The organism is Pseudomonas sp. Y24-6 (assembly GCF_020295325.1).
Taxonomy (GTDB): domain Bacteria; phylum Pseudomonadota; class Gammaproteobacteria; order Pseudomonadales; family Pseudomonadaceae; genus Aquipseudomonas; species Aquipseudomonas gregormendelii.
Genome location: NZ_JACBXG010000009.1, coordinates 1 through 25,227 on the forward strand (window position 1 = coordinate 1; position 25,227 = coordinate 25,227).

The window sequence follows — 25,227 nt, forward strand, 5'->3', positions numbered from 1 at the left end:
CATCATCCTCATCGAGCTGACGCTCAAACTCTCTGGTTTCAACGAGAGTCAATTCCTTGAAGGAGATGCATTATGAAAGCAACCAACGTTGTGATTCTTACACTCAGTCTGGCTATATCGTCGCTGGCCTTTGCCGAAGGTGGTGGCGACCGTGCGGTTGAGCGCATGGAACGAGCTCGCGAGACGGCAATGGTCACCACCAAGCCCGTCCCACAAGCGAAAGCGCAAGAGGATATTGCACAGGAAAAGCCCACGGCTGAAGAGCAGAAGCATCAATGCTGAGCCGCCCAGCTTACGGAAATGTAATCACCCCGTTTGCTGGCTTGTGGCATCTTCCGATGTATCAAGCGCACTAGCTATCCAAAGCGTGAACCCTCGGGAACACGCCAACGTGCGTGCACCTGACATCCGACTGACGGGACATGAATCGGTATGCATTCCAAAACTTCTCGGCGCACCTTTGTGAAAGGTCTCACCGCAGGCGGGATTCTCGGTGGCTTAGGCCTCTGGCATACCCCTATTTGGGCGGCCCGTAGCTTGGGCGAGACTAATGTCCTGTCAGGTACAGAGTTCGACCTCTTTATTGGAGAGACACCGGTAAATATCACTGGGAATGCCCGGACTGCCATGACAATCAATGGTGGGATTCCGGGGCCTCAGCTGCGCTGGCGTGAGGGCGATACCGTGACCTTGCGGGTCAAGAACCGCCTCAAGGATATGACATCAATCCACTGGCACGGGATTATCCTCCCCGCGAATATGGACGGCGTGCCGGGCCTTAGCTTCCATGGGATCGAGCCTAACGGCACGTATGTCTATCAATTCAAGGTCAAGCAGAACGGAACGTACTGGTATCACAGTCACTCCGGCTTCCAAGAGCAGGTAGGTGTATACGGCCCATTGGTAATCGACGCGAAAGAGCCCGAGCCATTTGAGTATGACCGTGACTACGTGGTGATGCTTACTGACTGGACGGATGAAGATCCTGCTTCGCTGATGAAAACATTGAAGAAGCAGTCTGACTACTACAACACCCACAAACGCACAGTCAGTGATTTCATACATGACGTAGCTGACAAAGGTTGGTCAGCTACCGTCGCTGACCGCAAGATGTGGGCAGAAATGAAGATGAATCCCACTGACATTGCAGACGTCAGTGGCGCGACATACACCTACTTGATGAACGGCCACGCGCCAAACTCCAACTGGACGGGCACCTTCAAACCTGGCGAAAAGCTTAGGTTGAGGTTCATCAATGGTTCGGCCATGAGCTACTTTGATGTCCGTATTCCGGGTTTGAAGATGACTGTCGTGGCTGCCGATGGCCAGTATGTTAAGCCCGTAAGCGTGGAAGAGTTCAGGATCGCCACTGCCGAGACTTTCGATGTGATCGTCGAACCAATTCAGGACGCCTACACACTGTTTGCGCAGTCGATGGATCGGTCAGGGTACGCAAGAGGCACCTTGGCCATCCGGTCTGGCTTGGCCGCTCCAGTACCTGAGCTTGACCCTCGTCCTCTCGTCACCATGGCCGACATGGGCATGGCGGGTATGGATCATGGCGCGATGGCTGGTATGGGGGATATGGCTGGGATGGATCACAGCAAGATGGCCGGCATGGGCGACAGCTCAATGGAGGGCATGTCAGGCATGGACGGCGGTGCCATGAAAGGTATGAACCATGGCGCTACGCAAGACATGTCCGGCATGGACAGCATGGCTGGGATGGATCACAGCAAAATGTCTATGGGCGGCACGAGTGGTATGGGAGAAATGCAGTCGCACCCAGCCACAGAATCCAACAATCCTCTCGTCGATATGCAGGCAATGTCAACGTCACCAAAGCTTGATGATCCTGGCATGGGCCTTCGCGAGAATGGTCGAAAAGTGCTGACGTATTCTGACCTAAAGAGCACGTTTGAGGATCCGGATGGCCGTGAGCCAAGTCGAACTATTGAACTGCACTTGACCGGGCATATGGAGAAATTTTCCTGGTCTTTCGACGGGGTGAAGTTTTCGGACGCTGAGCCATTAAAACTGAAATACGGCGAGCGAGTCCGGATCGTTCTCGTCAACGACACCATGATGACTCATCCCATCCACTTGCATGGCATGTGGAGCGACCTTGAAGATGAAAACGGGCAATTCCTTGTACGCAAACACACCATTGATATGCCGCCAGGGTCGAAGCGCAGCTACCGAGTGACAGCCGATGCGCTGGGGCGCTGGGCCTACCACTGCCATCTCCTTTACCACATGGAAATGGGGATGTTCCGCGAAGTGCGTGTAGAGGAATAAGGAGTCGACTATGAGCAATTATTTTTGCGGGACTCGCATGCACTCAGTTGTATTTACCGTCGCTCTAGCCGCTGGTTTTGTCTTGCCGGCAGCCGCTGAAACAAGCCAGGGTACCGAAGACGGGCAGATGCAGACCATGGATCACAGCCAGATGCAGGGCATGGATCACGGCAAGATGGAAGGCATGGATCATAGCCAGATGCAGGGTATGGATCACAGCCAGATGCAAGGTATGGATCACAGCAAAATGGAGGGTATGCAGCCCGCCAAGCAACAACCGCAGACCCAAAGCCGGACGCCGATACCGCAATTGACTGATGCCGACAGAGCCGCTGTCTATAAGTCCCCTGGTGGCCACGCGGTTCATGACACAGCCCTCAACTCATTTTTTATATTTGAGAAGTTGGAATGGCAGGATGCTGACGATGGAAGCGCACTGAACTGGGAAGCCCAAGGTTGGATAGGGGGAGATGTTGATCGTCTATGGTTGCGCTCCGAAGGCGAGCGCACTAATGGGAAGACTGAAAAGGCTGAAGTTCAAGCTTTATGGGGACACGCCATTAGCCCTTGGTGGGATCTAGTCGGCGGCGTTCGTCAAGACTTCAAACCAGGCGACCCTCAAACGTGGGCGGCTTTCGGTATCCAGGGCTTGGCGCTCTACAATTTCGAGGCCCAAGCTACTGCTTATTTGGGTGAAAGTGGCCAGACCGCAGCGCGTTTAGAAGGGAATTACGACATTCTCTTAACTAATAAGCTGATTCTGCAACCGACGGCAGAATTCAATTTCTATGGCAAAAACGATCCTCAACGCGGGGTTGGTTCAGGGCTGTCTGAAAGTGAGGTTGGTTTGCGGCTTCGGTACGAAATCCGCCCGCAATTCGCACCTTACGTAGGTGTGACTTGGAATCGGGCTTATGGAAAGACCGCAGACTATGCCCGCGAGGAAGGCGAAGACAACAACGAAGCACGCCTAGTGCTCGGCGTCCGAGTGTGGTTCTAAATCGAAGTTAGCGGCACCAAATAATTACCTAACCTCATTACAACAGCTACGCGCTGTGAGGAGCCTTGCATGTCTGTTTTCAAATCCTGTGTTGTGGCCGTCGCTCTTTCATCCGGCCTACTGCTCAGTGCAGTTGCCCAAGCTCACCCGAAGCTGCTGTCTTCAACTCCGGCTGAAGGCGAGAGCGGGCTAGCTCCTGCGAAGATTGAGCTGCACTTTTCCGAAAACCTGGTGACCAAGTTTTCCGGAGCCAAGTTGGTCATGACGGAAATGTCTGGTATGTCACACGCCCCAATGGCTGTGAAAGCCAGCGTCGCCGGCAGTAGCGATCCTAAAACCATGATCGTGACTCCGGCAGCGCCTCTCACCGCTGGCACCTACAAAGTTGAATGGCGAGCGGTCTCCTCCGATACCCATCCAATTACTGGCGCCGTAACTTTCAAAGTGAAGTAAGCATGAGCGACCCGCTGAATGTGGTGCTGCGCATAGCGCTTTATCTGGATTTGATGCTCCTGTTCGGCCTGGCCGTCTTTGGACTTTACAGCTTTCGGGGAAAAGAGCGCGCTTCCGGGGCAGTGCTGCATTTTGGGTGGATACTGCCCGGCACCGCTGCTTTAGGCATGCTTTTGTCCATAGCATTTTTTGTCGTTATGACGCGCAATATGAGCGGCGCCGCCGACTGGGACGAGCTGCGACCTCACATAGAAATGATGCTGTACGAGACTGAGATCGGCTATAGCTGGGTGACGCGCATGATCTCGCTGGCAGTGGTGATTTTTGTCGCAAGCCAGAGCAAGCGATGGCCAACAGGGAGTCTCTGGATTGCTACCTTGGCAGGCAGCATCGCCTTGTCAACGCTCGCGTGGACAGGTCATGGGGCGATGGACGAAGGTACCCTGCGATTCTGGCACTTTGCAGCTGATATTCTGCACCTCCTCGCCGCTGGCGGCTGGATCGGAGCTCTCGCGGCGTTTGGTCTGATGTTGAGGATTAAAGGGGCTAATCCGGAGCAACTCGTAAGAGTGCTGTCGCGAGCGCTTAAGGGATTCGAAACAGCGGGTGGATTCATTGGTGGCACAATCATAATTACTGGCGTCGCTAATTATCTCTTCATTGTCGGGCCGACAGTAATCGAGCTCGTAACTAGCACCTACGGCATTCTCCTGCTGATGAAAGTCCTGCTTTTCGCCGGCATGATTGGGCTTGCTACCCTCAATCGTTTCTACCTGAGTCCCTCACTGGAACGCTCTTTGAAGGCTGGTGATTATTCTCTGGCAGCAACTGCCTTGAGAAAAAGTGTGATGCTCGAATCGACCTGTGCTGTTGTCATCGTTTGCCTAGTCGCTTGGCTAGGAACATTGAGCCCCTCAATCGAGATGGCCCAGGGATGATACGGGAGCTAGATCCGAGCGGCCCCAAGGACGCTCAGATCTGAGCAACTACTATCGGCTGATGGGGTAGTCAGAGAGCACTTCTTGCCACCTGCGTTGGTGAGCCCCAGGACTTGGTAAGGTTGATTATTCGTAACCGTCCGGGCAACACACCTTCCTGACGCCATCGCTTAAGGCGATGGTGTCCACCTAAATTACGCGGACACAATCGCCCTTATTGCTCGGGCTCGGAAGGCGTGTTCCCCGGCCCCTTACATCTGTTTAACTACGGAAAACTATTGGTCAAGTGCCTACTTCTCTGGATGCGTATCCATCACAGCATCAATGTAGGGAGCCTTGTTTGCGAGATATTCACCGATACCTCCCCGATTGTTCGCTTCGAGCCGCAGCCTTAAATCCTGGTATTGCTGCTGGATGCTGCTGTCGTTCCTCGAAAGCTCGCGAAAGCGCAGCATTCGCGCAATCTGCTCATGGCCAGTGATGCACACGTGCAACTTAAGAGTTCGCACTCCATCAACATCACGACGGTAAAAGTGATGTAGGCGTAAATGAAAACGGGCGCCTTAATAGGCGCCCGTTTAGTCTAGGCTTACGTGCTGCGAGTTAAGCTGATCAGTGCGATTTCTTTGATACCGCTGTCCCTGCATTGCTCAACCCTTTGGAGTTGTGTTCCCCTGGTGTCGAGGCCGAGATTGCAGTGGCTTTGGACACGCCGCGAGTATCTTTGGAGTGGGCGATGCCTGACGTCGTTGCGCCATGACCGCGCTCACCAGTGCGATCATTGCCGTAGTGGTTTCCGCTTTCGCCACGGTCGCGAACAGCCTTCCCGGCATGATCGCTGTTCAGTCCATTACCGCGGCCGTTACTGTTAGCGCTGCCGTGATCTGAACCGCTGTGACCACCACCTGTACCGCCGCCGTGGCCGCCGCCATTACCGCCTCCGTTACCACCGCCATTACCGCCGCCGTTACCACCACCACCACCACCACCACCACCACCACCACCACCGTCCTTCGCATAGGCGGAGTTCATGATAGAGAAGTCAGCAGGGAGTAATGGGGCCGCTGCAAGCATCAGGGCGCATGACATGACAGCAACAAGACTTTTGTTCTTTAAAAGCATGATTGCTTCCGTAGGGTTAATATCACATACGTTAAGACGCGTTTTCCCCCAGACAGTTCAAGTCTTGCGACAGACGGAATGCGGTGCGCACAGACCCAATTAGCACACCGCCAGAAAAAACCGCAGTCGCCATTCAGGCATTAATCAAAAGCCCCGTTGAGCACTTCGTAGATGAGCCCGGTTGCTAGCGCGACGAGTATCAAGTCGGTGCCCGCCTGCTGCCATTCGTATCCATCATAATGCGGCAGCCTGCCGATCAATCGACCATCCAGCTTTTTCGCGATGCCTGGTGGAAGAGGCTTGCCGCGAGCGAGGTTTTTCTGAATGCCGGGTGGCAAAGCAGGGCCGGGACTCCAGTAGTCCCGATATCCGCCAACAATCCCAAGAATGCTTCCCCGATTGATACTTGGGCCATGATCCCAATCGCCGCCCCCGGAGTTTTTGCCTTTGCTTCCCTGACCGGCCTGATTGCCATGGACTTGGCTGTTTTGCGAGTTTCCCTTGCCGTTTCCCTGGCCCTTTCCATTACCAGGATCGGCCCATGCTGTCGCTGAGCCGCAGACCAGCGCAAGACATGTAAACGCGGCAACCAATGAGCGTGATCTGTGCATGAGTCGTTCCTTCAGGGTCGCGGGATATTGCTCTGAACTTTAGACGCTATTGACGATGCGGGTTGCAAGTCTTGCAAGCCATGGCGGATTACCGCATAGAAAGGCGACTCACTATCAGGAGACCGTGCTGCGCATCAAGGATGGATTTCCGAAGCTGAAGGATGCCCCAGGGAATCAGGAGGATCGGGCATCAGCGTGGACGAATAGCGCTGGCAAGGTAAGCGTCTGGCATAGGTTCGAAGGCAAGTTGAATCTGGCTTACGAAGTTGTCCAGATGCTTTTGCCGGACGCTTACGATTATTCTGGCCGTACTCCATACGTGGAGAGCCGGCGGGCATGCCTGGCACTGCAATTCCTGCGAGGTCTGAACGACCACTCAGCTTCTTGATTTCATCAGATGGAACAATGTCCCCCGTAACCGTCCGGCGAAGTCACCTACAGCCCCTCAAGACTCGCCGGGGTCAGCGCCTAGGTCAGCGCCTGGGCCTGCGCCGCGTGCGGCAGCTTCAGCGCGACCAACGGGTCGCAGCCGCTCATCGCGGAGCTCTCCAGGCGCGCCAGATGTCGTGGAACTGACCTTCATAACCCAGGCCCAGATCCTCGGGGTAGGCCTTATTCCCGGCCACCCACAGGAACACCACGGCACAGGCACTGACCAGGGCGTCATCCAGCCCCCACAGGTCGGTCAGGTCGAAGCCGCCATTTTCCCCGGCGTTGTGCCAGGCCAACAGGAAGTTCGCGACCAGGCGCGCCTGGCCGGTGTCGGTGCCGGCCACCACCAGCAGTTTGTCCAGGGCGTCGCGGGTGGTGTCGTCCAGGGTGATCGTCATCGATGCTGCTCCTTTTCGAGTTAAGGGCGGTCACTGCGTAAAACCCAGCCGTTGTGGCATGGTAGACCAGTCCTCTGGGGGCTGATAAGCGCTAAAAGCTCAGATTGCCGATTACGTTTTTGTAAGCTGCCGGCTAGCTGCACACCCTAAATCCAGCGCACTCCGACTCTGTCTTGCCTGGGAATTTTTCGTTTGCTGTTGGGGGAATTACATTTGAGTAAGCTTCCGCACAGTCGTCAGATTGGTAGCACACTAGAGCACCGCAAAACCGGAGCCCAAGCATGAAACTCTTGGTAGCAGAAGACGAACCTAAAACCGGAATTTACCTCCAGCAAGGCTTGGTGGAAGCGGGCTTCAGTGTCGACAGGGTTGTGACCGGGACGGAGGCGTTGCATCAGGCGTTGAACGAGACCTACGATCTCTTAATTCTGGACGTAATGATGCCGGGCATTGATGGCTGGGAAGTTATCCGAAATGTCCGCACAGCCGGGAACTCTGTTCCTGTGCTGTTTCTGACGGCCAGGGACGGAGTTGATGACCGGGTAAAAGGGCTGGAGTTAGGTGCGGACGACTATCTAGTCAAACCCTTCGCATTTTCCGAGTTGCTTGCTCGCGTCAGAAGCTTGCTTCGCCGTGGTGCCGCCGTACCCAACCAGACATCTATTAAAATCGGGGATCTGGAGGTCGATCTTCTGAAGCGACGGGCTTCACGCTCAGGTCGACGCATTGACCTTACCGCCAAGGAATTTTCTCTGCTAGAGCTGCTGATGCGCCGTCGGGGAGAAGTCTTGCCGAAATCACTGATCGCATCGCAGGTTTGGGACATGAACTTCGACAGTGATACCAACGTGATCGAAGTCGCGATTCGTCGCCTCCGGGCCAAAATCGATGATGATTTCGACACGAAGCTGATTCAAACCACGAGGGGAATGGGATACATGCTAGATGCTCCGGATAAAGAATGAAGCGCGCGTCTCTTACCCTACGTTTAAGCATGATGTTTGTCTGTGCTGTGGTCGCCGTGCTGGTAGTTGCGGGGTTTACCTTTGATGGGTTCAGCCAACATCACTTCAAATCCCTCGACCGTCAAACGATGGCAGAAAAGCTCGAATCCATTCGGCAGATAATGGATGGCGAAGCTGGCTCCGCAGCGCCATCAGAAGTTGTGTTGCAACTACAGGCTTTGCTTGGTGCACACCAGGAACTCTCAGCCTCTATCACCACGATGGGAGGAAAGACATTCTTCGCGACTCCAAATGCAGTGGGGCATCCAGCTACCTCCTCCGGCGACCTCGGCGATGATATGTGGGAGTGGACAGCTGGAGGCCATGTTTATCGAGGCATGAAAGCCCAAGTCCATTTGGCGAATGAAGCTGAGCCAATGACTGCGTGGCTGAATCTAGACATCACAAGCCATATGCATTTCGTTGAAACTCTGCGCTGGTGGTTGGTGATCGGGCTGGTGATTAGTGCCTTGATCAGCGCAGGGTTAGGCTGGTTAGTGGCGCGCAGCGGGCTGAAGCCGGTCGCACAGGTGACACAAGTCGCCGCCTCGATGTCTGCCGGATCGCTAAAAGAGCGTATCCCTATGGACTCTGTGCCTCGCGAGCTGGAGCTCCTCGTCACTTCGTTCAACGCTATGCTGGCTCGCCTTGAAGAGTCATTTGCTCGGTTATCTAACTTTTCAGCCGATATCGCGCACGAGCTACGTACTCCTATCAGCAATCTGCGCACGCATACCGAGGTCATCCTTACAAAAAAACGGGCGCCCGAGGATTATGAAGAGAACCTCTATTCCAACCTGGAGGATCTGAACCGGCTTTCCAACATTATTGATGGCATGCTTTTCTTGGCAAAGTCGGACAATGGTCTAGTACTACCTGCCAAAGCGAAAGTCGAGCTGCGTTCGGTCGTGGAGAAACTCTTCGAGTATTACCAGTTGCTGGCAGACGACACAGGACTAAAGCTACAAGTCTCGGGGCACGGTGCGGTTTACGGTGACGTGATGATGTTGGATAGGATGATCTCTAATTTGCTATCCAATGCGCTCAGGTATACCCCTCCTGACTCTACAATTTCCGTGAAAATCGAGCGGCTTGGCAAGACGATTAGCTTGTCGGTAGAAAATCCCGGTGAGGAGATCGCGGGAGAGCATCTGGCCCGATTGTTTGACCGTTTTTATAGAGTTGATCCAGCACGGAGAGAGGGCGCTACGAACCATGCGGGGTTAGGTTTGGCAATAGTCAAGTCATTGGTCGAAGCCCATGACGGCACCGTCGGATGTGTCTCCAGAGATGGTCATACGACCTTTATGATCAGCCTTCCCGAGTGGCCTGCTGACCACGAGTGAAGCAAAGAGAACGATTGCGTGCCTTACCCTATGACAACAAGATGTGGCGCCTGCTCTGTAAGCGACTAGAAAACCTCAAATTTGCCGCTGAACCGTGTGATCGAACTCGGTAAAAGTTGAGATAAGAAAGCAAACAAGACCGCAAATGCGGCCCTGTTTCATCCAGCGACCTACTCGTGCGAGTGCCCGTGCTTAGCGCTTTCGGAGGTAGTGCCTTTTTCACCACCGCATGCCGTCATCAGGCCAAGGAAGCAGATCAGGAGCATCGAACGGGATCAAAGTTGTTGGGGTTTTCATTGGAAGGCTCTTCAACAATGGATGAAATAGATGGTCTATGGTCAGGCTGAACTCTGCTTTTTTTTGCCAGTAGAACAGCCATCGCTGCTTCGGATTACTGTTTGACGCTCAAGTAATCACCGGTCGTTTTCAGTGAGATGGTCACGTCGTTGTTGCTGCGATTACGCCAAAACCAACCGTGGGTGCCGTCAAAAATGGCGGTGAATTCACCTTTGTCACTTTTGACTTGCTTGCTCTTGGTATAGCTGTGGAAGTAGCCCTTTTCACCGTTGTAGGGCTCGCCATGGGTGTCGTGGTTCACAGGCCCACCAGCCGCTGTCCATTCATAGCTGACGGTTTTGTTCTTCAACATTTCCAGCTTGATTTCTGTCCCTTCACCTGGCTTGAGAGTGACAGTCATTTGATCCGTCTTCAAAGTAGGGTCAGGTGTCGCCACCGGCTGAGCAGCAGGTTTCGCAGTAGGTTGGACTTGCGCAACCTGCGGAGCTGGAGCTGGAGCTGGAGCTGCTGGTTGCGGTGGCGCGGCATCCGCTAACGCCTCTTGGGCAAGGATGATCTTCAGTTCGCCCATCTGGGTCAGACCCAGTGCGCGGCCCACACCCGTAGGATCAATGGCATATTCCGAAGGCATGACCACTGTCACCAGCAGGCCGACCGCAGTCAGCAGTGCAATGACAGTCGAACGCACCAGTTTGCGAGTGCTAGGCAATTCATTAACAGTTGGAAGCGGAGTATTGAACATGGTCAGAATTCCTTACGCGGAGACAAACAGGCCGGTGATCTGGTAACCCATCAGGAGGAAGCCGGCACTCATCATGGCGACGTTGGCGGTATAGGCGTGGCGCCAGAAACTGCCGGTGCGCCGCCAATACCCCATCAGAATGAGAATCGCGCTGAGGGCCAGCAATTGGCCGATCTCGACACCGATGTTAAAGGCGATGAGGTTCGGAATCAGGCCGTCGGGCGAGATCTCGTACTCCTGGATCTTGGTGGCCAGACCGAAACCATGGAGCAGGCCGAAGATCAGCGTGGCCACCTTGGTGTTGGGTTGGAAACCGAACCAGCGCTGGAATGCGCCCAGATTGTCGAGCGCCTTGTACACCACCGAAAAACCGATGATGGCGTCGATGATGTAGGAGCTGATGCTGATCTCAGTCAGCACGCCAAGCAGCAGCGTGACCGAGTGGCCTACAGCGAATAGCGTGACGTAGAGCCCCACGTCTTTCAGGCGGTAGAGGAAGAAGATCACCCCGAACAGAAACAGCAGGTGATCGTAGCCCGTCATCATGTGCTTGGCGCCCATATAGATGAAGGGCAGCAACATGACGCCGGAACTTTCCTGGATGAAGCCCTTGTCACCTTCCGCGACGGCGTGAGCCATGGCCTCGGGCATCCCAAGGAAAAGTGCCGCGACAAATAAAAACAACAGCAGTAGCAGGCGACGCGAAGGCGCAGTAAATGCGTCAACGCCGCTCATCGAGTGCGAATGCATAGATCAATCCTACGTTGCAGGGATCAAAGGCCGCAGTGCGGCCATGGTCAGGATGCGAACGAAGGACGGGGTGGACGCTCGATCAAGAAAATCGGCGGACGAGGAACGGAATATCGGCGGGCATCGACTCGTATGGACAGCTTCGGCTGTGCTGCCAAAGTCAACGCGGACGTGAGCTGTGGCGTTTCGTGCTGGTGGTCGGGGGTCAAAGGCGAGTGGTAGTGATCGGAGCAACTCGCGCACGACATCTCTGCCTGCTCCTCATGGGAGTGATAGGCGTCTTGCGCGATCTCCCAGGCAGGCGGTTTCGTCGTTACCGACAACGTATAGGTATGCCCAGCCCAGGCCACAAACATGGCGAGAGAAAGCGCGATTACCACCGTCGTTGTCAGTGTTCTGCTGAACATAGCGTTCGGGTTTCAACTCGTTTTGTAGGGCTTTGATGCGTTTGACCCATCCTCCTAGGGGGGATAGGATGCCAGCGTAATTCATTGAGGCCTGAGGCTCAAGTCATGAGTGAGCACGAACACGAACACAGCCACACCCACCAAAGTCACGAGGCGATCATTAAACGCCTCAAACGGGCGGACGGTCATTTACGCGGCATCATCACCATGATCGAAGAGGGCCGTCAGTGCGTGGACATCGCCCAGCAGCTGCATGCTGTTGAAAAAGCGGTGTGCCAAGCCAAGCGCACGCTCATTCAGGATCACATTGATCACTGCCTGGAGGATACCGTCTCGGCGTTGAACAATGGCGAGCGCGCACCACTGGAAGCCTTCAAGCAAATCACCAAGTACCTCTAGGTCTGACATGCCCAACTTCGCTGAACTGCTACAACAAGGCGGGAATCACGCCTGGCTGTATTTCCCGAGCGCTATTCTGCTCGGAGCCTTGCATGGGCTTGAACCGGGCCATTCAAAAACCATGATGGCGGCCTTCATCGTGGCCATCCGTGGCTCGGTAAAACAGGCTGTTTTGTTGGGTTTGGCCGCGACGCTGTCGCACACCGCTGTGGTGTGGTTGGTCGCCATCGGCGGCATGTACCTGGGCAAAGGACTGGATGCTCAAACCACTGAGCCGTACTTCCAGCTTGCGTCCTCTGCACTGATCATCGTGATTGCGCTGTGGATGCTGTGGCGTACCTGGCGCGGTGAGCAGATGTTCAAGTTCGAGCAAGGTGATGATCATCACCACGACGAGCATGACCATGGTCATCATGATGAGACCCACCGAATCGATACTGGCCACGGGCGCATCGAACTGTCGATCTTCGAAGAAGGCATGCCACCGCATTGGCGCCTGAAGACACTGACAGGACATGTGTGGCCCGCCTCAGATGTTCGCCTAAGGACTACCCGTCCAGACGGCAGCACCCAATCGTTCTCTTTCGTCGAGCGCGAAGGCTTCTTGGAGTCGGCAGTCGATATCCCGGAACCTCATGAGTTCAGTGCTCGCCTGAGTCTTGGGCATGCGGGCCACTCCCATGATTATGATCTGGACTACCAGGAGCATGATCACGGGCATGCGCATTCCGAACTGGAAGGTCTAGATTTGTCGATTGACGGCTATCAGGATGCGCACGAGCGCGCACATGCAAATGATATCCGTAAGCGCTTCACCAACCGCGAGGTCACCACGGGCCAGATCGTCGTGTTCGGTTTGACGGGCGGTTTGATTCCTTGTCCGGCTGCCATCACCGTTCTGTTGCTGTGTCTTCAGGTTAAAGAAGTGGCGCTGGGTGGCATGCTCGTCCTGTGCTTCAGCATCGGCTTGGCCCTTACCTTAGTGACGGTCGGTGCTGCGGCAGCCATCGGTGCTAAACAGGCCTCCAATCGCTGGCCGTGGCTGGGCACCGTGGCTCGTCGTGCACCGTACCTATCCAGCGTGTTGATCATTGGTGTTGGTCTCTACGTGGGCTTCCATGGCTGGATAGGCCTATACGTATAGCGGACATAGCGCGGCAGTTTGCCCCGCAAATTTAGCCAGCCTTACGACGATTAGACATCGACTCGATAATGCGGCATTGCTTGATCACGCCTCCCTCGCAACAAGCAATCAACTGCACCAGCTCAGCCTCCAAGCCTTGCAGGTCTCGGATCCGCATCCTCACCTGCTCTAACTGTCCTTCGACTTTTGAATCCACACCGGCGCAGGAGGCGTCGCGTTTATCAGCAAAACCCAACAATTCTCGAACATCGTCAAGACTGAAGCCTAGTGCGCGGCTACGGCGAATGAACAATAGACGGTCGCGCTCTTCGTTCGTGTAGAAGCGATAGCCCGCTGTTGATCGTCCTGCCGAAGGCAGCAGGCCGACCTGTTCGTAATAGCGGATGGTCACTGCCTTGGTATCAGTCGCCTTCGCCAAGGCACCAACTGTGTAAGTGGTCGAACTCATTTCGCTTGACCTTATAGTCGCTAGAACCTTCATTCTACCTGCTTCAGGCGATAAGCAAATCCGCGCGCGCCCTTACCACTTCTATAAGAAAGGGCTTTAACTCAATGCAAACCACACACCAACAGCCTAAATCCAAAGGTTGGGCGCTCCTGTTATGTGCCTGGCTGCTTACACTTGTTTCCACTCTCGCTGTGCTGTTCGTGGGCGAAGTCATGGGACAGGTGCCATGCATTCTTTGCTGGTTTCAGCGTGCCTTCATGTTTCCTCTGGTGCTTGTGCTGGGCGTGGCTTGCTGCATATCGGACACAGGCGTCTGGCGTTACGCATTGCCGTTAGCTGTTATGGGGTGGTTGATCGCCCTGTATCACAACATGCTTTATTTCGGACTAATTTCCGAAAGCATTCAACCTTGTGGTGCCGGCCCGTCATGCTCCGGTGCCGACATGACCATCCTCAGTGGCGTGCCATTGCCATTGTTATCGCTAGGCGTATTCAGTCTTCTGATCGTTCTTCTTGTTCTTATCCGCCGGAGATTTACCCAATGAGTCGTCGCATCATCATCCTCGCCATCAGTGTCCTGGCCGTGATCGGCTTTGCGGTTGCTGCATTCTTTTATGACCGCGCATCGACAGTGCCCCAGGCGACTGCTCCCGTGGAGGAAGCTGGGGCGCTGGTGCGATTCAATTCGCCAAGCTTTGGCCCCGCCAAGGCATCGGTCACTATTGTCGAGTTCTTTGACCCATCGTGTGAGAGCTGCCGCGCCTTCTATCCCATTGTCAAAAAGATGATGTCCCAGCATCCGGGCGATGTTCGTCTAGTGCTGCGCTATGTTCGACTGCACGTCGGGTCTGAAGAGGCCATCCGGATTCTAGAAACCGCACGGAAACAAGGCGTGTTTGTACCGGTACTGGAAGCTGTCCTTGAGGCTCAGCCGCAATGGCATGATGACGCCAAGGCTATGGCGGCATGGGACGCTGCCGGCCAGGCAGGCCTGGATGTGGCCAAGGCACGCGAGGACATGATGTCTCCCGAGATCACGGCAACAATTGAACGAGACGCCGCCGATGCGAAAAAGGTTGGTGTAAGCGGCACGCCGACATTCTTCGTCAACGGTAAACCGTTGACTAACTTCGGTGCCCAGCAGCTCTATGACTTGATCTGGAGTGAGATCAATCAGTCGCGATAAGCAAATTTAGTGACGCTAAGAACGGGTCAAAGCGCTTCACGAAGTGCTTGACCTTATAGTGGCTATAGGGTGTTCACTCTTCGCCATGAATTGCCGAGAGTGCCCTTATGAAAAGCTGTTGCGGTGACAAGCCCACACCGGAAACTCAGGCCGGTGTCGAAGTTTTTGATCCGTCCGCAGGCTCGGGCTGCTGTGCACCTGCCGCCACGGCTTGCGATCCAGCAGCCAAAATTCAGTCCGCAAGCAGTTGTTGTGCTCCGAAAGCTGCAGACGTGAGTCCAGCCCCCTCCCGACCAGAAGGCGAAGGTTGTTGCGCGCCTGCGCCGGATGCCGGCAAATCATGCTGTGCGGCCAAAGCTGCTCCGTCCACCCTGTATGCCTTGGCGGAGCCGAGCAAACCTGCCCCTCCGGTCGGCAACGATCTATTTACTGAAGTGTGCTGCCCGCCATCTGATTCAAAGTCTCGTGGCGCAGAGGAGCTTCAGACTGATAGCGGGGACGCAACTCGCTTCAGCAGTTTCCGAATTGGGCAAATGTGCTGTCCTTCCGAGCAGACCATGATCGAGGGCAAGCTCGCTCGAATGAGCGGGATTCAAAAGCTCGAATTCAACATGATGAACCGCACACTGGGTGTCTGGCATGTACTGCCGGATACCTTGGGTATCGAAGCAGCAGTGCTATCGCTGGGCATGCATGCAGATCCACAAACGCCTGAAAGCAACGCACCTGTCGCCAATTCAGCGCAAGCCAAGTCGCAAGCTCCATCCGCACATAAAAGCAGTTGGTGGCCATTAGCGCTGTCCGGTATCGCTGCGGTGATTGCAGAAGTCTTGCACTTCACCCAGTCGGCCCCGGAATGGGTGATTGCCGTCGTCGCGTTGTTCGCCATCGCGCTCTGCGGGCCGACGACTTATAAGAAAGGCTGGATTGCGCTCAAACACCTGAACCTGAACATCAATGCCTTGATGAGCATCGCGGTGACTGGCGCCGTATTGATCGGACAGTGGCCAGAAGCGGCGATGGTCATGGTGCTGTTTACCATTGCCGAGATGGTCGAGGCGAAGTCGCTGGATCGTGTGCGTAACGCCATCAAAGGCTTGCTGGATTTGACTCCGGAACGCGCAACTGTCCGTCAGGTCGACGGCTCGTGGCTGGAAGTCGATGTGAAGTCGGTCGGGATCGGGGCCCTGGTTCGGGTGCGTCCCGGTGAACGTATCGGGCTGGATGGTGATGTCGCTTCCGGCTCGTCTACCGTCAATCAGGCACCTATCACGGGGGAGAGCCTGCCCATTGAGAAGGCGGTCGATGATCCTGTGTATGCCGGCACCATTAATGAGTCAGGATCATTTGAGTACCGCGTGACGGCTGAGGCCAACAATACGACGTTGGCTCGGATCATTCACGCGGTGGAAGAAGCCCAAAGTTCGCGAGCACCTACCCAGCGATTTGTCGACAAATTCGCCAAGGTTTATACGCCTGGTGTGTTCTTCTTCGCTTTAGCCATTGCTGTGTTCCCACCCTTGTTTATGGGTGGGGTCTGGACAGACTGGATCTATCGCGCCTTGGTGCTTCTGGTCGTAGCCTGCCCCTGTGCATTGGTCATTTCCACGCCGGTCTCCATCGTCAGCGGTCTGGCAGCAGCTGCCCGTAAAGGAATTTTGGTCAAGGGCGGCGTCTACTTGGAAATCGGCGCCAAGCTGAGCTTTGTCGCGCTGGATAAAACCGGCACCATCACCCATGGCAAGCCGGTTCAAACCGATTACATGCCACTGATGGAGCCTTCAGCGGTTGACCCTCAGATTATTGCCGCAAGCCTGGGTGCTCGCTCGGATCACCCGGTATCGCAGGCAATCGCCAAACACGAGGGACTAGACACCTCAACGTTCAAACAGGTGGCGAACTTTGAAGCCCTTCCCGGACGCGGGGTGAAGGGCGTCATCGAAGGACAACTTTTTCACCTTGGAAATCATCGCCTGATCGAAGAACTGGGGCTCGGAACACTGCAGCTGGAAGCTTCGCTGAGTCAACTAGAGCTTCAGGGAAAAACAGTTGTAGCGTTGACCAGCTCTACTCAGGTCATCGCTCTGTTTGCCGTGGCCGATACCGTAAAGGACTCAAGTCAGACCGCGATCAAGGAACTGCACGAGCTGGGCATCAAGACCATGATGCTGACAGGTGATAACGCGCACACGGCTGAGGCCATTGCTCAACGTGTTGGCATTGATGAGCCGCGAGGAAACTTGTTGCCTGCCGACAAACTGGCGGCCATTGGCGAGTTGCAGAGACGTAACCACGTGGTAGGGATGGTCGGAGATGGAATAAACGATGCACCAGCGCTGGCCAAATCTCAAATCGGATTCGCCATGGCCGCCGCTGGCACGGGAACAGCCATTGAAACAGCTGACGTTGCGTTAATGGATGATGACCTGCGCAAGATTCCGGCTTTTGTCCGCCTTTCACGGCAAACCGCATCGATCCTCAAACAAAACATCGGCTTCGCCCTTGGTGTCAAAGCCGTGTTCCTGGTTTTCACCTTGATGGGCTTAGCCACCATGTGGATGGCTGTCTTTGCCGATGTGGGAGTCAGCTTACTGGTGGTGCTCAACGGGCTTCGATTGCTGAAAAAGTAGCGTTGTAGGTCGACATGAAAGAGGTTTTGCGTAACGCCATAACCGAAGCATTCCATGAGGCTGGGCTCGCTATGAGGGCCCATGACTTTCAGGCTGCCTACCGCTGGATTGAGCGTGCGCACATCCTTACCCAACGTATGCCGCTGGCTCACGCGAAATCTCATTGGCTTATGTTGAACCTGGGGTTGCTGACGAAGGATTGGCGGGAGGTTGCAGGTCAGCTTCCTCGGATCATTGCCGCGTTGTTGTTTTCTAAAATCTGGGTGCCTGTCGGCAACACGGGAAGAGCGAGCGTCAGTGCTTTTGCCGCCATGCCGCTTTCTGCCGATCTAGAGGAACTGTTGCGCGAAGACTAGCGCACCCCACTGGCTCTTCTTTCCACAACCCTGAAACTCAGGTGCACGGATGTTCCCTGGTCTTCGTGGTGGGTCAGACTGGCTTCTCCACCAAAATTTTCCATGATCTGCTTCACCATGATCAGCCCTATACCGAGCTTGCCTTGCTTGGTGGTGTAGAAGGTCTTGAAAGCCATCATTTCCTGTTGTCGTGACGTTCCATCCCCGGTGTCACCAATGATGAGATGCAGCCACTGATGGGTGTCATCCACGTTCGCCTGGATGGTTAGCTTCCCGCCTCCCGGCATTGCCTCTATTGCATTGGCAATGACGCTATTGAGAATTTGAGAAAGCAACAGTGGATTGCTGATGATCCGGGGTGTCGGCTCATTGTTGAACTCGACCTGGATTCTTGATTGAGCCAGTTGCGCGCTGTAGCCGGCCAACGTGGCCTGTATAACATTCATCGGCTCCACCAGTTCCGCTTCTCCACGAATCGGTCGCAAGCACAGCAACAGTTCATGCACCCACTGCGACATCCGATCCACTTGGCAGACAATATCGTCGATGTTCTTCTTGGCGGGCTGGCCCTCCGCTTCGTTCGCCAGTTCTGCGCTGGAGCGGATCCAGGCCAGGGGGTTACGCAAACTATGGGCGACTGCCGTGGACATCTCGACCAAGCCCACGTAAGTCTTGTTGGCGACGAGTTGCGCCTCTTGTGAGGCCAACTGAATCGATGCCCGTCGAACGATCCAATACAGCCCGAAATAAAGCAGTAGACCGCCCAGGGCGGTAGACAGCCATATGATCCAGTGGCCCCGGTTAAGGCGTTCGATCAAATCGGCTGGTTCCTTATAAATTTCCACCACAGCCAGGGTATTCCCCAGATCATCTACAAGGGGGATGTAGCTCTCGATGAAGAACATTTTCGGTGCGAGCAAAAACTGCTGTTCGGGACGGCGTTCATCAGCATTGCTGTACTTGGTGGAAACCCTGTCTTTCGAGCTGAATGCCGCTTCAAGTGCTTCGTCGTTGAGGATTTTCTGTCCAATCAGTTGCGGATTGGTTGACCACATCACCGTCCTAAGTGGCGAGTAGATGCTAATCAGGAGTGAATCCGGGAGGTGTGAAAGGTGGTCGAGGAACTCGGAGCGGGCACGGTGCCGATTCAGCGCCATTTCTTCCGACAGCATTCCATATGGGGTGGCTGCCAAAACGTCACCCATCCGCATCCCGGACAACCCGTGGTGACGGATTTCACCCACAGCGATGGTCTGAATAAATTGCGCCGAAAGCAGCGCGTCGCGCTCCAGGCTTTCGATGACCAGGAAGCGAGTCGATACTGAACCCAGCCCAAAAGCTATCGCGCTGATCAGGATGAAGCTGATGATTGAAAACCAGCGCAGGAGATTGGGTTGTCTCGTCGGCACAACTGAGTCAGCCGCTTCCCGATGTAGGCGCCTAAACAATGCTGATATTGCAGGCATGGTAGCGTCCTATAGAATATTTCCTAATTAAACCTTCAGCTTGAATTTCTCAATGAAGCCTAGGTGACATACAGCATTCTCTATGCCAAATATCCGCTGCCAATCAATGATGGTGCGCGTAGCCAGTATCTGAACTGCGCTGCGTTTGAAACAGGCAAATTAAATCCGCGACCGTTCCAACAGCTTAGATAGCCAGACACGAGCATTGGGGAAATACAGCCAACTCCGGGGACAAAATCCCCGTTGATTGAGGCGCACAGGGCATGGAGCGATATGGTTGAAGGGACGAGTTAGGTCTCTATTTTGGACACGTAATTCTGGCTTAATTCATCTCAGGTCTTATCGCCTACGTCAGATCTTGACGATAGGTTATTGATGACTCGCCTCCAATTGTAAGAGCCATTTGCAGCGACTACAGTATCCGTCCGGCAAAGTCATCTACCCAGCCCCGCAAAGCCAAGACATGGTGTGCACTTGAATTTAAGTGGGCACCAGTTCTAGCCTTTTAAGCGGGTATTTCATGCAGCCACAACGCCGTTCCTATTCCAAGTCCTTCAAGACTCAGGTCATTCAAGAGTGTGCCCAGCCCGGCGCTTCAATTGCCAGCATCGCACTCAGCCATAGCCTCAACGCAAACCTCGTCCACAAATGGATTCGGGTACAAACGCAGAAAAGCATGGCGCTGCAACCTGCATTTATTCCGTTACCCATGCAGCTGGCCGGAGCAAATTCGCAAGCGGCATCATCGAATATCTGCGTTGAGATTCAGCACCCGCGCGGCACCGTCAAAGTGAACTGGCCAACTGAAAGTGCTGCTGCTTGCGCGACCTTTCTTCGAGATCTGCTGCGATGATTCGCATCGATTCCATCTGGCTCGCCACCGAGCGGATGGACATGCGTGCAGGCACCGAAACCGCGTTGGCCAGAGTAATCGCGGTGTTCGGTGCGGCGAAGCCGCACTGTGCTTATCTATTCGCCAACCGCCGCGCCACACGCATGAAAGTTCTGGTGCATGACGGCTTCGGCATCTGGCTGGCTGCTCGCCGGTTGAACCAAGGTAAGTTCCACTGGCCAGGCACTCGCCATGGCAGTGAAATGCAGTTGGATACCGAGCAACTTCAGGCCCTGATGCTGGGCCTACCATGGCAACGCATGGGGGCTGGCGGCGCGATCACACTGCTTTAACGGCTGCTATTAGCCTATCGGTCTATCGCCGCGAACTGCCCGCTCTGGCAAAATCCGAGGCATGACTTCTTCGCCCAATCTCGACCAAATGTCCCCCGACCAACTACGTGCCTTGGCAGCGCAGTTGCTGTCGCAAGTCGACACCATGGGCAAGAAGATCTACCGCCACCAGACGCTTATCGAGAAGCTGACTCACGAGATTGCGCAGCTCAAACGCATGAAGTTTTCCAAACGTAGCGAGCAGTTGAATCCGCAGCAGGCCAGCTTGCTCGATGACCTGATCGATACCGATATCGCGGCGATTGAAGCTGAGCTTCAAGCCTTGCAATCCGCTCCGTCGCCGACCGAGAAAAAGCAGAAGCCCAAGCGCACTGCATTACCCGCAGAGTTTCCACGCACATTGATCCATCACGAACTGGACAATACTCACTGCCAATGCAGCTGTGCACTCAAGCGCATCGGTGAGGACGTTAGTGAAAAGCTGGACTACACGCCCGGCGTATTTACCGTCGAACGCCATGTCCGTGGCAAGTGGGTCTGTGATGGCTGCGAAACACTGATCCAGGCCCCGGTTCCGGCGCAGGTCATTGATAAGGGCATCCCCACCGCTGGGCTGCTTGCCCACGTCATGATCGCCAAGTTTGCCGACCATCTTCCGCTTTACCGCCAGGAGTCGATTTTCGGTCGAGCTGGCTTGACGATTCCACGCTCAACGTTGGCTCAGTGGGTTGGCATGACGGGCGTGCAGTTGCAGCCTCTGGTCGACGCGCTGCGCGACGTGGTGCTTGAGCAGCGAGTCATCCACGCCGATGAAACACCGGTTCAGATGCTCGCTCCAGGCTCGAAGAAAACCCACCGTTCCTATGTTTGGGCCTACGCCACCAGCCAGTTCTGCGAAACAGCGGCTGTCGTTTACGATTTCAGCCCCAGCCGCGCCGGTGAACATGCTCGCAACTTCCTGCAAGACTGGAGGGGCAAGCTGGTCTGCGATGATTTTGGCGGTTACAAGGCCAGCTTCGAACTCGGCGTGACCGAGATCGGCTGCATGGCCCATGCAAGGCGCAAGTTCTTCGAACTGCACGCCACCAACAAGAGCATGCTCGCCCAGCAAGCCTTGCGCTATATCTATCTGCTGTACGAAATCGAAAGTGAAGTCCGCGACCTGGAGCCGGATTTACGTCATCGAATACGGCAAGAAAAAGCCGTACCGGTGATGAATATGCTGCATGCCTGGATGACCGCCCAGCGTGATCTTGTGCCCGAAGGTTCAGCTATCAGCAGAGCACTGGATTACAGCCTGAAACGTTGGGCAGCGCTGTCGCGCTACCTCGATGACGGGGCCGTCCCCATTGATAATAATTGGGCAGAGAACCAGATTCGGCCGTGGGCTCTTGGGCGCAAGAACTGGCTCTTCGCAGGATCTCTACGCAGCGGAAAACGGGCGGCAGCGATCATGAGTTTGATCCAGTCTGCACGGCTGAATGGCCATGATCCGTATGCCTATCTGAAGGATGTTCTTACGCGCCTGCCGACACAGCGGGCTAGTGAAATCGATCAGTTGCTGCCGCACAACTGGCAACCGGTTTGGTTGCGCGGGGCGTGATCCCGGAGGCATGCGTTCCGCGTAGCATTCTATTCACTGCTTGTTGGTTCGATTTACGATGGTGACCATAATCTTCGCACTGTGTCGAAATCGGAGGATGAAATGAAAGGAAGCTGCGCTTGTGGGGCTGTAGGTTATGAGATCGATAGCATTGATACGCCAATTAGCCATTGTCATTGTAGTACCTGCCGGAAGACCCATGCTGCTGCTTATGTCTCAACAGCTGGGGTGCTGAGAGAGCATTTTAAATGGACTCAAGGCTTGGGCGCATTGAGGGCTTTCGAGTCATCTCCTGGCAAGATCCGGCACTTCTGCTCCCACTGCGGATCGCACCTTGCAGCTGAGCGTAACGGCTCAGCTGCAATGATCGTGCGCGTTGCGACGTTAGACGAGGAGCCTGGCTCTAGGCCCAAGTATCACATCTGGACGGAGCAGGACGTAGCGTGGCTGGATGGGGAAGATCTCCCAAGGTACTCACAATGGCAGCCTGATCGATAACAGAAACGTTGCTTGGCCATATCGCCCGTTAGGTGCCTATGCGGACGCCATCGGTCTCGAATGTGCGAGTTCGGAATGCGTGTTGGCTGGACGCTTACGCTTGGCAAACGATTAGCAATCAGCAGACCACCGCAAGCCGCTTTACTAACCAGGTTAGTGAACGGCAGATGGACGGCTCGTCGCCAAAACTCCCCGCTGCGACGGGGGCATCGAGCCCATCACACTTACACACTTACACACTTCCCCTCCGTTTTAGTCCCATAAGGGTTCGATTCCCTTCACCCGCTCCACTCGGATTTCGCTCTCACGTTGGTTTCTGACGGGGGATGCAGGTACAGGAAAAACCGGCCTTTATGGCCGGTTTTTTCGTTTTCAACGTTTGGACAATCAATCGAGCTCCGCTCCCCTGTCTCGTGATCTGACATTGCGTCGCAACAACGCGTGGACTAGTATCTCCCAAAACGGGAGAACTACAGGTGCGGGTGATCGCGAGAGCTACTTTGCGGGAGTTTTGGGAGAGCAGTCCGGCTTACGCCGAATCCGAGACACCGCTGGTTGAATGGTATCGCCACATGGAAAAGGCTTTCTATCGCACACCGCAGGAAGTAAAAGCGGAGTTGAGAACGGCCAGCATCCTCAAGGGCGGGAGGGTGGTATTTAACATAGGAGGCAATAAATACAGGGTGATCATGGCTATCGATTATCAGCGCCAGCTTTGTTTCATAAGGTTTGTTGGCACGCATGCCCAGTACGACCAGATCAACGCGGAGACCGTGTAATGAACATCAAACCTATTCGCAGCCCAGAAGACCTTACCGCAGCGTTCGAGCGTATGGAGCAGCTATGGGGAGCTGAAATGGGTTCGCCTGAAGGCGATGAGCTGGAAATCCTTGCGCTTCTTATCGAAAAATATGAGGCCGAACATTTTCCAATGCCTGCATCAGACCCCATCGAGGCGATCAAATTTCGCATGGATCAGCAGGGTCTCACTGCGCGGGATCTGGAACCTTACATCGGTACAAGCGGGCGAGTGTCCGAAGTGCTCAATCGCAAACGCAAGCTGAGTCTTTCCATGATCAAGCGTTTGCACGATGGCTTGCATATTCCCTACGAGAGCTTGCTCGCAGGTGTTGTCTGAGTAAGGACTCAAGACTCGCTGAATGGCGAGGCTTCACGTTCGCTCACACATAAAAAACCGGCCCTTCCCAGCCGGTTTTTATTTGCACAAACTCCCCGGCACCACACCCGGACACCTGGATCACCAGGCGCCCAAGCGCAGCACCCACCTCAATCAGTCCGTCTCAAGCGTATAGCTCTTGCTCACAAACAACCCCGCGAACAACGACTTGTCTTCCTTGAAGCTGTACGCCTCCTTGAACTTGCCATCGGCAACCAGCTTCTGCGCAATCGCGCATTCCGAGTCGCTGTGCTGCTTGGCCTTGGCGCCGAAGTCGTTCTGGAACGTTGACAGGCCGGCCGCTGCGCAGTAACCGGCGAACTCTTTCTGCTTGGTCGCGGCCTGGTATTCGTCGAAGCCATCCTTGAGCTCATCAAAGCCCTTGTAGGTCAGCGAGTAGCTGGCCACCTTGGCTTTGCGCGCGAAGTTACCCACGGCTTCGGCGATGACGGTTTGCCCGGTAGAGGTACTGTAGGCGCCGACGATGAAGCCGCTGAACGCCGCCTTGAGCTGTTCCTGGACGTCGTCCAGCGGCGGTATCGAGGCGAATGAAGCCTCGCGTACGATGCGCCCGACTTCGCTGCCGTCGTTGCGGTGTACTACCACGAATGTCATCGAACCTTCACCGTCATCGGAACGCTTGAGGGTGAAATCCAGGTCGACCTTGGTGCCGATATCGCCGGTAGCAGCGCTGATGAACGCACCGGTAAACGGCAGGCGGGCGACCATGTTGCTGCCCCATGAGAAGTTTGAGCTGACGACGCGACCGTACTGATCGACCTCGGCCCGCGGCTGGATTTCGTCAGCCACCTCCGACACCAGTACTACGTCACCACCTTTCTGCGAGAGGTAGGGATTGCTCAGGTCCAGGCCCAGCAACTGGACGTGGATCTCGCCGTCCTTGCTGTCGCCGGAGCGACTGACCTTCAGGGCATCGGCCTTGAGGTACACGCCACCCGCTTTGCCGCCACCGGTGGTGGAGGTGATCAGGTAGCGGGACCAGGCGGCCAGGCCGCTTTCCGCCGTATTGGCGTTGAGACCGGCGAGCATGCCCATCATGCTCTTGAGGAATTTGTCAGCGCCATTGGTATTGGCGGCGACCAGGCGGATCTCCGGGGCGTCCACAGTGAGGTTGCCGGACCAGAACGAATAGGACACGTCCCCTTCGTTCAGCACGTTCTCAAGGAAAAACTGTTCCTTGAGTTCGTCGTAATAACCCAGGGTTTCCTTTTTTCCGGCGCTGGACAGCATCGAGCCGACAATGCCGAGGATCACCACGCCGGCGACCGCGGCGGCGATGATGATTTGTTTCTTGTTCATCGATTTCATAGTGGCGG

The 25,227-nt window shown here is 55.1% G+C and carries 27 protein-coding genes and 3 pseudogenes; 20 read left to right on the plus strand and 10 right to left on the minus strand.

The genetic code is table 11. From position 1 onward, the window contains the following. The first annotated feature begins 72 nt into the window (after positions 1 to 72). The 5 genes from HYI44_RS17770 (at position 73) to copD (ending at position 4,689) form a co-directional block, all read left to right on the plus strand. On the plus strand, positions 73 to 282 hold the full coding sequence (locus HYI44_RS17770; protein ID WP_205476285.1) for a co-regulatory protein PtrA N-terminal domain-containing protein: 210 nt from the start codon (positions 73 to 75) through the stop codon (positions 280 to 282). 150 nt (positions 283 to 432) lie between these two features. Next, the gene (locus HYI44_RS17775) at positions 433 to 2,298 is read left to right on the plus strand and encodes a copper resistance system multicopper oxidase (RefSeq protein ID WP_225570084.1); all 1,866 of its coding nucleotides are present in this window, start codon (positions 433 to 435) and stop codon (positions 2,296 to 2,298) included. A gap of 10 nt (positions 2,299 to 2,308) precedes the next feature. Then, positions 2,309 to 3,298, plus strand: coding sequence for a copper resistance protein B (locus tag HYI44_RS17780; RefSeq protein WP_412548499.1), 990 nt, complete (start codon positions 2,309 to 2,311; stop codon positions 3,296 to 3,298). Positions 3,299 to 3,367: 69 nt separating this feature from the next. Continuing rightward, complete coding sequence (gene copC, locus HYI44_RS17785; protein ID WP_225570085.1) at positions 3,368 to 3,751, plus strand: copper homeostasis periplasmic binding protein CopC; 384 nt, start codon at positions 3,368 to 3,370, stop codon at positions 3,749 to 3,751. Positions 3,752 to 3,753: 2 nt separating this feature from the next. Further along, complete coding sequence (gene copD, locus HYI44_RS17790; protein WP_225570086.1) at positions 3,754 to 4,689, plus strand: copper homeostasis membrane protein CopD; 936 nt, start codon at positions 3,754 to 3,756, stop codon at positions 4,687 to 4,689. Positions 4,690 to 4,979: 290 nt separating this feature from the next. On the opposite strand, the pseudogene HYI44_RS17795 reads toward copD, so the two are convergent. From HYI44_RS17795 to HYI44_RS17805, 3 genes and pseudogenes are all read right to left on the minus strand, one after another. After that, positions 4,980 to 5,219: pseudogene (locus HYI44_RS17795) on the minus strand (GrpB family protein); the annotation flags it as partial. Positions 5,220 to 5,301: 82 nt separating this feature from the next. Then, positions 5,302 to 5,811: a hypothetical protein gene (locus tag HYI44_RS17800; RefSeq protein ID WP_225570088.1), complete on the minus strand. Its 510-nt coding sequence runs from the start codon at positions 5,809 to 5,811 to the stop codon at positions 5,302 to 5,304. 140 nt (positions 5,812 to 5,951) lie between these two features. Then, positions 5,952 to 6,422, minus strand: a complete 471-nt coding sequence (locus HYI44_RS17805) for an anti-virulence regulator CigR family protein (protein WP_225570089.1) — start codon at positions 6,420 to 6,422, stop codon at positions 5,952 to 5,954. Positions 6,423 to 6,531: 109 nt separating this feature from the next. Here HYI44_RS17805 and HYI44_RS29400 point away from each other — a divergent pair. Continuing rightward, a pseudogene (locus HYI44_RS29400) lies at positions 6,532 to 6,629 on the plus strand (GFA family protein); the annotation flags it as partial. An 86-nt stretch (positions 6,630 to 6,715) separates the two neighbouring features. Here the strand turns inward: HYI44_RS29400 and HYI44_RS17810 are convergent. After that, positions 6,716 to 6,826, minus strand: a pseudogene (locus HYI44_RS17810) (DUF411 domain-containing protein); the annotation flags it as partial. A 129-nt stretch (positions 6,827 to 6,955) separates the two neighbouring features. Beyond that, positions 6,956 to 7,252, minus strand: a complete 297-nt coding sequence (locus HYI44_RS17815; RefSeq protein WP_225570090.1) for a hypothetical protein — start codon at positions 7,250 to 7,252, stop codon at positions 6,956 to 6,958. A 281-nt stretch (positions 7,253 to 7,533) separates the two neighbouring features. On the opposite strand from HYI44_RS17815, the gene HYI44_RS17820 reads away from it, so the two are divergent. Next, positions 7,534 to 8,217, plus strand: coding sequence for a heavy metal response regulator transcription factor (locus HYI44_RS17820; RefSeq protein WP_225570091.1), 684 nt, complete (start codon positions 7,534 to 7,536; stop codon positions 8,215 to 8,217). Then, the gene (locus HYI44_RS17825; RefSeq protein WP_225570092.1) at positions 8,214 to 9,602 is read left to right on the plus strand and encodes a heavy metal sensor histidine kinase; all 1,389 of its coding nucleotides are present in this window, start codon (positions 8,214 to 8,216) and stop codon (positions 9,600 to 9,602) included. The genes HYI44_RS17820 and HYI44_RS17825 overlap by 4 nt, the downstream gene beginning before the upstream one ends. Before the next feature lie 391 nt (positions 9,603 to 9,993). Here HYI44_RS17825 and HYI44_RS17830 read toward each other — a convergent pair whose 3' ends face one another. Beyond that, complete coding sequence (locus HYI44_RS17830; RefSeq protein ID WP_225570093.1) at positions 9,994 to 10,641, minus strand: transmembrane anchor protein; 648 nt, start codon at positions 10,639 to 10,641, stop codon at positions 9,994 to 9,996. A 12-nt stretch (positions 10,642 to 10,653) separates the two neighbouring features. After that, positions 10,654 to 11,391, minus strand: coding sequence for a HupE/UreJ family protein (locus HYI44_RS17835; RefSeq protein ID WP_225570094.1), 738 nt, complete (start codon positions 11,389 to 11,391; stop codon positions 10,654 to 10,656). A 512-nt stretch (positions 11,392 to 11,903) separates the two neighbouring features. Here HYI44_RS17835 and HYI44_RS17840 point away from each other — a divergent pair. Together HYI44_RS17840 and HYI44_RS17845 are read left to right on the plus strand one after the other, a co-directional pair. Continuing rightward, entirely contained in the window at positions 11,904 to 12,197 is a 294-nt protein-coding gene (locus HYI44_RS17840) for a metal-sensing transcriptional repressor (RefSeq protein WP_225570095.1), read from the plus strand. Between the two features lie 7 nt (positions 12,198 to 12,204). Next, positions 12,205 to 13,341: a nickel/cobalt efflux protein RcnA gene (locus tag HYI44_RS17845; protein ID WP_225570096.1), complete on the plus strand. Its 1,137-nt coding sequence runs from the start codon at positions 12,205 to 12,207 to the stop codon at positions 13,339 to 13,341. A 31-nt stretch (positions 13,342 to 13,372) separates the two neighbouring features. On the opposite strand, the gene HYI44_RS17850 is transcribed toward HYI44_RS17845, so the two are convergent. Further along, positions 13,373 to 13,789: a MerR family transcriptional regulator gene (locus HYI44_RS17850; protein ID WP_225570097.1), complete on the minus strand. Its 417-nt coding sequence runs from the start codon at positions 13,787 to 13,789 to the stop codon at positions 13,373 to 13,375. Between the two features lie 104 nt (positions 13,790 to 13,893). On the opposite strand from HYI44_RS17850, the gene HYI44_RS17855 reads away from it, so the two are divergent. The 4 genes from HYI44_RS17855 (at position 13,894) to HYI44_RS17870 (ending at position 17,961) form a co-directional block, all read left to right on the plus strand. Continuing rightward, positions 13,894 to 14,334, plus strand: a complete 441-nt coding sequence (locus HYI44_RS17855; RefSeq protein WP_225570098.1) for a disulfide bond formation protein B — start codon at positions 13,894 to 13,896, stop codon at positions 14,332 to 14,334. Further along, positions 14,331 to 14,975 carry a DsbA family protein gene (locus tag HYI44_RS17860; protein WP_225570099.1) on the plus strand — a complete coding sequence of 215 codons (645 nt, stop codon included), beginning with the start codon at positions 14,331 to 14,333 and terminating at the stop codon, positions 14,973 to 14,975. The genes HYI44_RS17855 and HYI44_RS17860 overlap by 4 nt, the downstream gene beginning before the upstream one ends. Before the next feature lie 533 nt (positions 14,976 to 15,508). Next, entirely contained in the window at positions 15,509 to 17,605 is a 2,097-nt protein-coding gene (locus tag HYI44_RS17865; protein ID WP_225570195.1) for a heavy metal translocating P-type ATPase, read from the plus strand. A gap of 14 nt (positions 17,606 to 17,619) precedes the next feature. Continuing rightward, positions 17,620 to 17,961 (plus strand): DUF3703 domain-containing protein, encoded by a 342-nt coding sequence (locus HYI44_RS17870; RefSeq protein ID WP_225570100.1) that lies wholly within the window; start codon positions 17,620 to 17,622, stop codon positions 17,959 to 17,961. On the opposite strand, the gene HYI44_RS17875 is transcribed toward HYI44_RS17870, so the two are convergent. Next, entirely contained in the window at positions 17,958 to 19,427 is a 1,470-nt protein-coding gene (locus HYI44_RS17875; protein ID WP_225570101.1) for a sensor histidine kinase, read from the minus strand. The genes HYI44_RS17870 and HYI44_RS17875 overlap by 4 nt on opposite strands. A gap of 520 nt (positions 19,428 to 19,947) precedes the next feature. Here HYI44_RS17875 and tnpA point away from each other — a divergent pair. The 6 genes from tnpA to HYI44_RS17905 all read left to right on the plus strand — a co-directional run bounded on the left by tnpA (position 19,948) and on the right by HYI44_RS17905 (position 23,851). After that, complete coding sequence (gene tnpA / locus HYI44_RS17880) at positions 19,948 to 20,280, plus strand: IS66-like element accessory protein TnpA (protein WP_224788099.1); 333 nt, start codon at positions 19,948 to 19,950, stop codon at positions 20,278 to 20,280. Beyond that, the gene (tnpB, locus tag HYI44_RS17885) at positions 20,277 to 20,612 is read left to right on the plus strand and encodes an IS66 family insertion sequence element accessory protein TnpB (protein ID WP_225570102.1); all 336 of its coding nucleotides are present in this window, start codon (positions 20,277 to 20,279) and stop codon (positions 20,610 to 20,612) included. The genes tnpA and tnpB overlap by 4 nt, the downstream gene beginning before the upstream one ends. Before the next feature lie 61 nt (positions 20,613 to 20,673). Next, positions 20,674 to 22,215 carry an IS66 family transposase gene (gene tnpC / locus HYI44_RS17890; protein ID WP_225570103.1) on the plus strand — a complete coding sequence of 514 codons (1,542 nt, stop codon included), beginning with the start codon at positions 20,674 to 20,676 and terminating at the stop codon, positions 22,213 to 22,215. A gap of 102 nt (positions 22,216 to 22,317) precedes the next feature. Continuing rightward, positions 22,318 to 22,713, plus strand: coding sequence for a GFA family protein (locus tag HYI44_RS17895; RefSeq protein WP_225570104.1), 396 nt, complete (start codon positions 22,318 to 22,320; stop codon positions 22,711 to 22,713). Between the two features lie 476 nt (positions 22,714 to 23,189). Further along, positions 23,190 to 23,492, plus strand: a complete 303-nt coding sequence (locus HYI44_RS17900) for a type II toxin-antitoxin system HigB family toxin (protein ID WP_225570105.1) — start codon at positions 23,190 to 23,192, stop codon at positions 23,490 to 23,492. Then, a complete protein-coding gene (locus tag HYI44_RS17905; protein WP_225570106.1) occupies positions 23,492 to 23,851 on the plus strand; it encodes a helix-turn-helix domain-containing protein in 360 nt (119 codons plus the stop codon). Before HYI44_RS17900 ends, HYI44_RS17905 begins: the two co-directional genes overlap by 1 nt. Before the next feature lie 153 nt (positions 23,852 to 24,004). Here the strand turns inward: HYI44_RS17905 and HYI44_RS17910 are convergent, their stop codons facing one another. Continuing rightward, positions 24,005 to 25,219 (minus strand): hypothetical protein, encoded by a 1,215-nt coding sequence (locus tag HYI44_RS17910; protein WP_318653934.1) that lies wholly within the window; start codon positions 25,217 to 25,219, stop codon positions 24,005 to 24,007. Positions 25,220 to 25,227: the final 8 nt, after the last annotated feature.

Coding starts and splice junctions, on each gene's coding strand:
- HYI44_RS17770 (WP_205476285.1), top strand. CDS start 73: ATGAAAGCAACCAACGTTGTGATTCTTACACTCAGTCTGGCTATATCG.
- HYI44_RS17775 (WP_225570084.1), top strand. CDS start 433: ATGCATTCCAAAACTTCTCGGCGCACCTTTGTGAAAGGTCTCACCGCA.
- HYI44_RS17780 (WP_412548499.1), top strand. CDS start 2,309: ATGAGCAATTATTTTTGCGGGACTCGCATGCACTCAGTTGTATTTACC.
- copC (WP_225570085.1), top strand. CDS start 3,368: ATGTCTGTTTTCAAATCCTGTGTTGTGGCCGTCGCTCTTTCATCCGGC.
- copD (WP_225570086.1), top strand. CDS start 3,754: ATGAGCGACCCGCTGAATGTGGTGCTGCGCATAGCGCTTTATCTGGAT.
- HYI44_RS17800 (WP_225570088.1), bottom strand. CDS start 5,811: ATGCTTTTAAAGAACAAAAGTCTTGTTGCTGTCATGTCATGCGCCCTG.
- HYI44_RS17805 (WP_225570089.1), bottom strand. CDS start 6,422: ATGCACAGATCACGCTCATTGGTTGCCGCGTTTACATGTCTTGCGCTG.
- HYI44_RS17815 (WP_225570090.1), bottom strand. CDS start 7,252: ATGACGATCACCCTGGACGACACCACCCGCGACGCCCTGGACAAACTG.
- HYI44_RS17820 (WP_225570091.1), top strand. CDS start 7,534: ATGAAACTCTTGGTAGCAGAAGACGAACCTAAAACCGGAATTTACCTC.
- HYI44_RS17825 (WP_225570092.1), top strand. CDS start 8,214: ATGAAGCGCGCGTCTCTTACCCTACGTTTAAGCATGATGTTTGTCTGT.
- HYI44_RS17830 (WP_225570093.1), bottom strand. CDS start 10,641: ATGTTCAATACTCCGCTTCCAACTGTTAATGAATTGCCTAGCACTCGC.
- HYI44_RS17835 (WP_225570094.1), bottom strand. CDS start 11,391: ATGCATTCGCACTCGATGAGCGGCGTTGACGCATTTACTGCGCCTTCG.
- HYI44_RS17840 (WP_225570095.1), top strand. CDS start 11,904: ATGAGTGAGCACGAACACGAACACAGCCACACCCACCAAAGTCACGAG.
- HYI44_RS17845 (WP_225570096.1), top strand. CDS start 12,205: ATGCCCAACTTCGCTGAACTGCTACAACAAGGCGGGAATCACGCCTGG.
- HYI44_RS17850 (WP_225570097.1), bottom strand. CDS start 13,789: ATGAGTTCGACCACTTACACAGTTGGTGCCTTGGCGAAGGCGACTGAT.
- HYI44_RS17855 (WP_225570098.1), top strand. CDS start 13,894: ATGCAAACCACACACCAACAGCCTAAATCCAAAGGTTGGGCGCTCCTG.
- HYI44_RS17860 (WP_225570099.1), top strand. CDS start 14,331: ATGAGTCGTCGCATCATCATCCTCGCCATCAGTGTCCTGGCCGTGATC.
- HYI44_RS17865 (WP_225570195.1), top strand. CDS start 15,509: ATGTGCTGTCCTTCCGAGCAGACCATGATCGAGGGCAAGCTCGCTCGA.
- HYI44_RS17870 (WP_225570100.1), top strand. CDS start 17,620: ATGAAAGAGGTTTTGCGTAACGCCATAACCGAAGCATTCCATGAGGCT.
- HYI44_RS17875 (WP_225570101.1), bottom strand. CDS start 19,427: ATGCCTGCAATATCAGCATTGTTTAGGCGCCTACATCGGGAAGCGGCT.
- tnpA (WP_224788099.1), top strand. CDS start 19,948: ATGCAGCCACAACGCCGTTCCTATTCCAAGTCCTTCAAGACTCAGGTC.
- tnpB (WP_225570102.1), top strand. CDS start 20,277: ATGATTCGCATCGATTCCATCTGGCTCGCCACCGAGCGGATGGACATG.
- tnpC (WP_225570103.1), top strand. CDS start 20,674: ATGACTTCTTCGCCCAATCTCGACCAAATGTCCCCCGACCAACTACGT.
- HYI44_RS17895 (WP_225570104.1), top strand. CDS start 22,318: ATGAAAGGAAGCTGCGCTTGTGGGGCTGTAGGTTATGAGATCGATAGC.
- HYI44_RS17905 (WP_225570106.1), top strand. CDS start 23,492: ATGAACATCAAACCTATTCGCAGCCCAGAAGACCTTACCGCAGCGTTC.
- HYI44_RS17910 (WP_318653934.1), bottom strand. CDS start 25,219: ATGAAATCGATGAACAAGAAACAAATCATCATCGCCGCCGCGGTCGCC.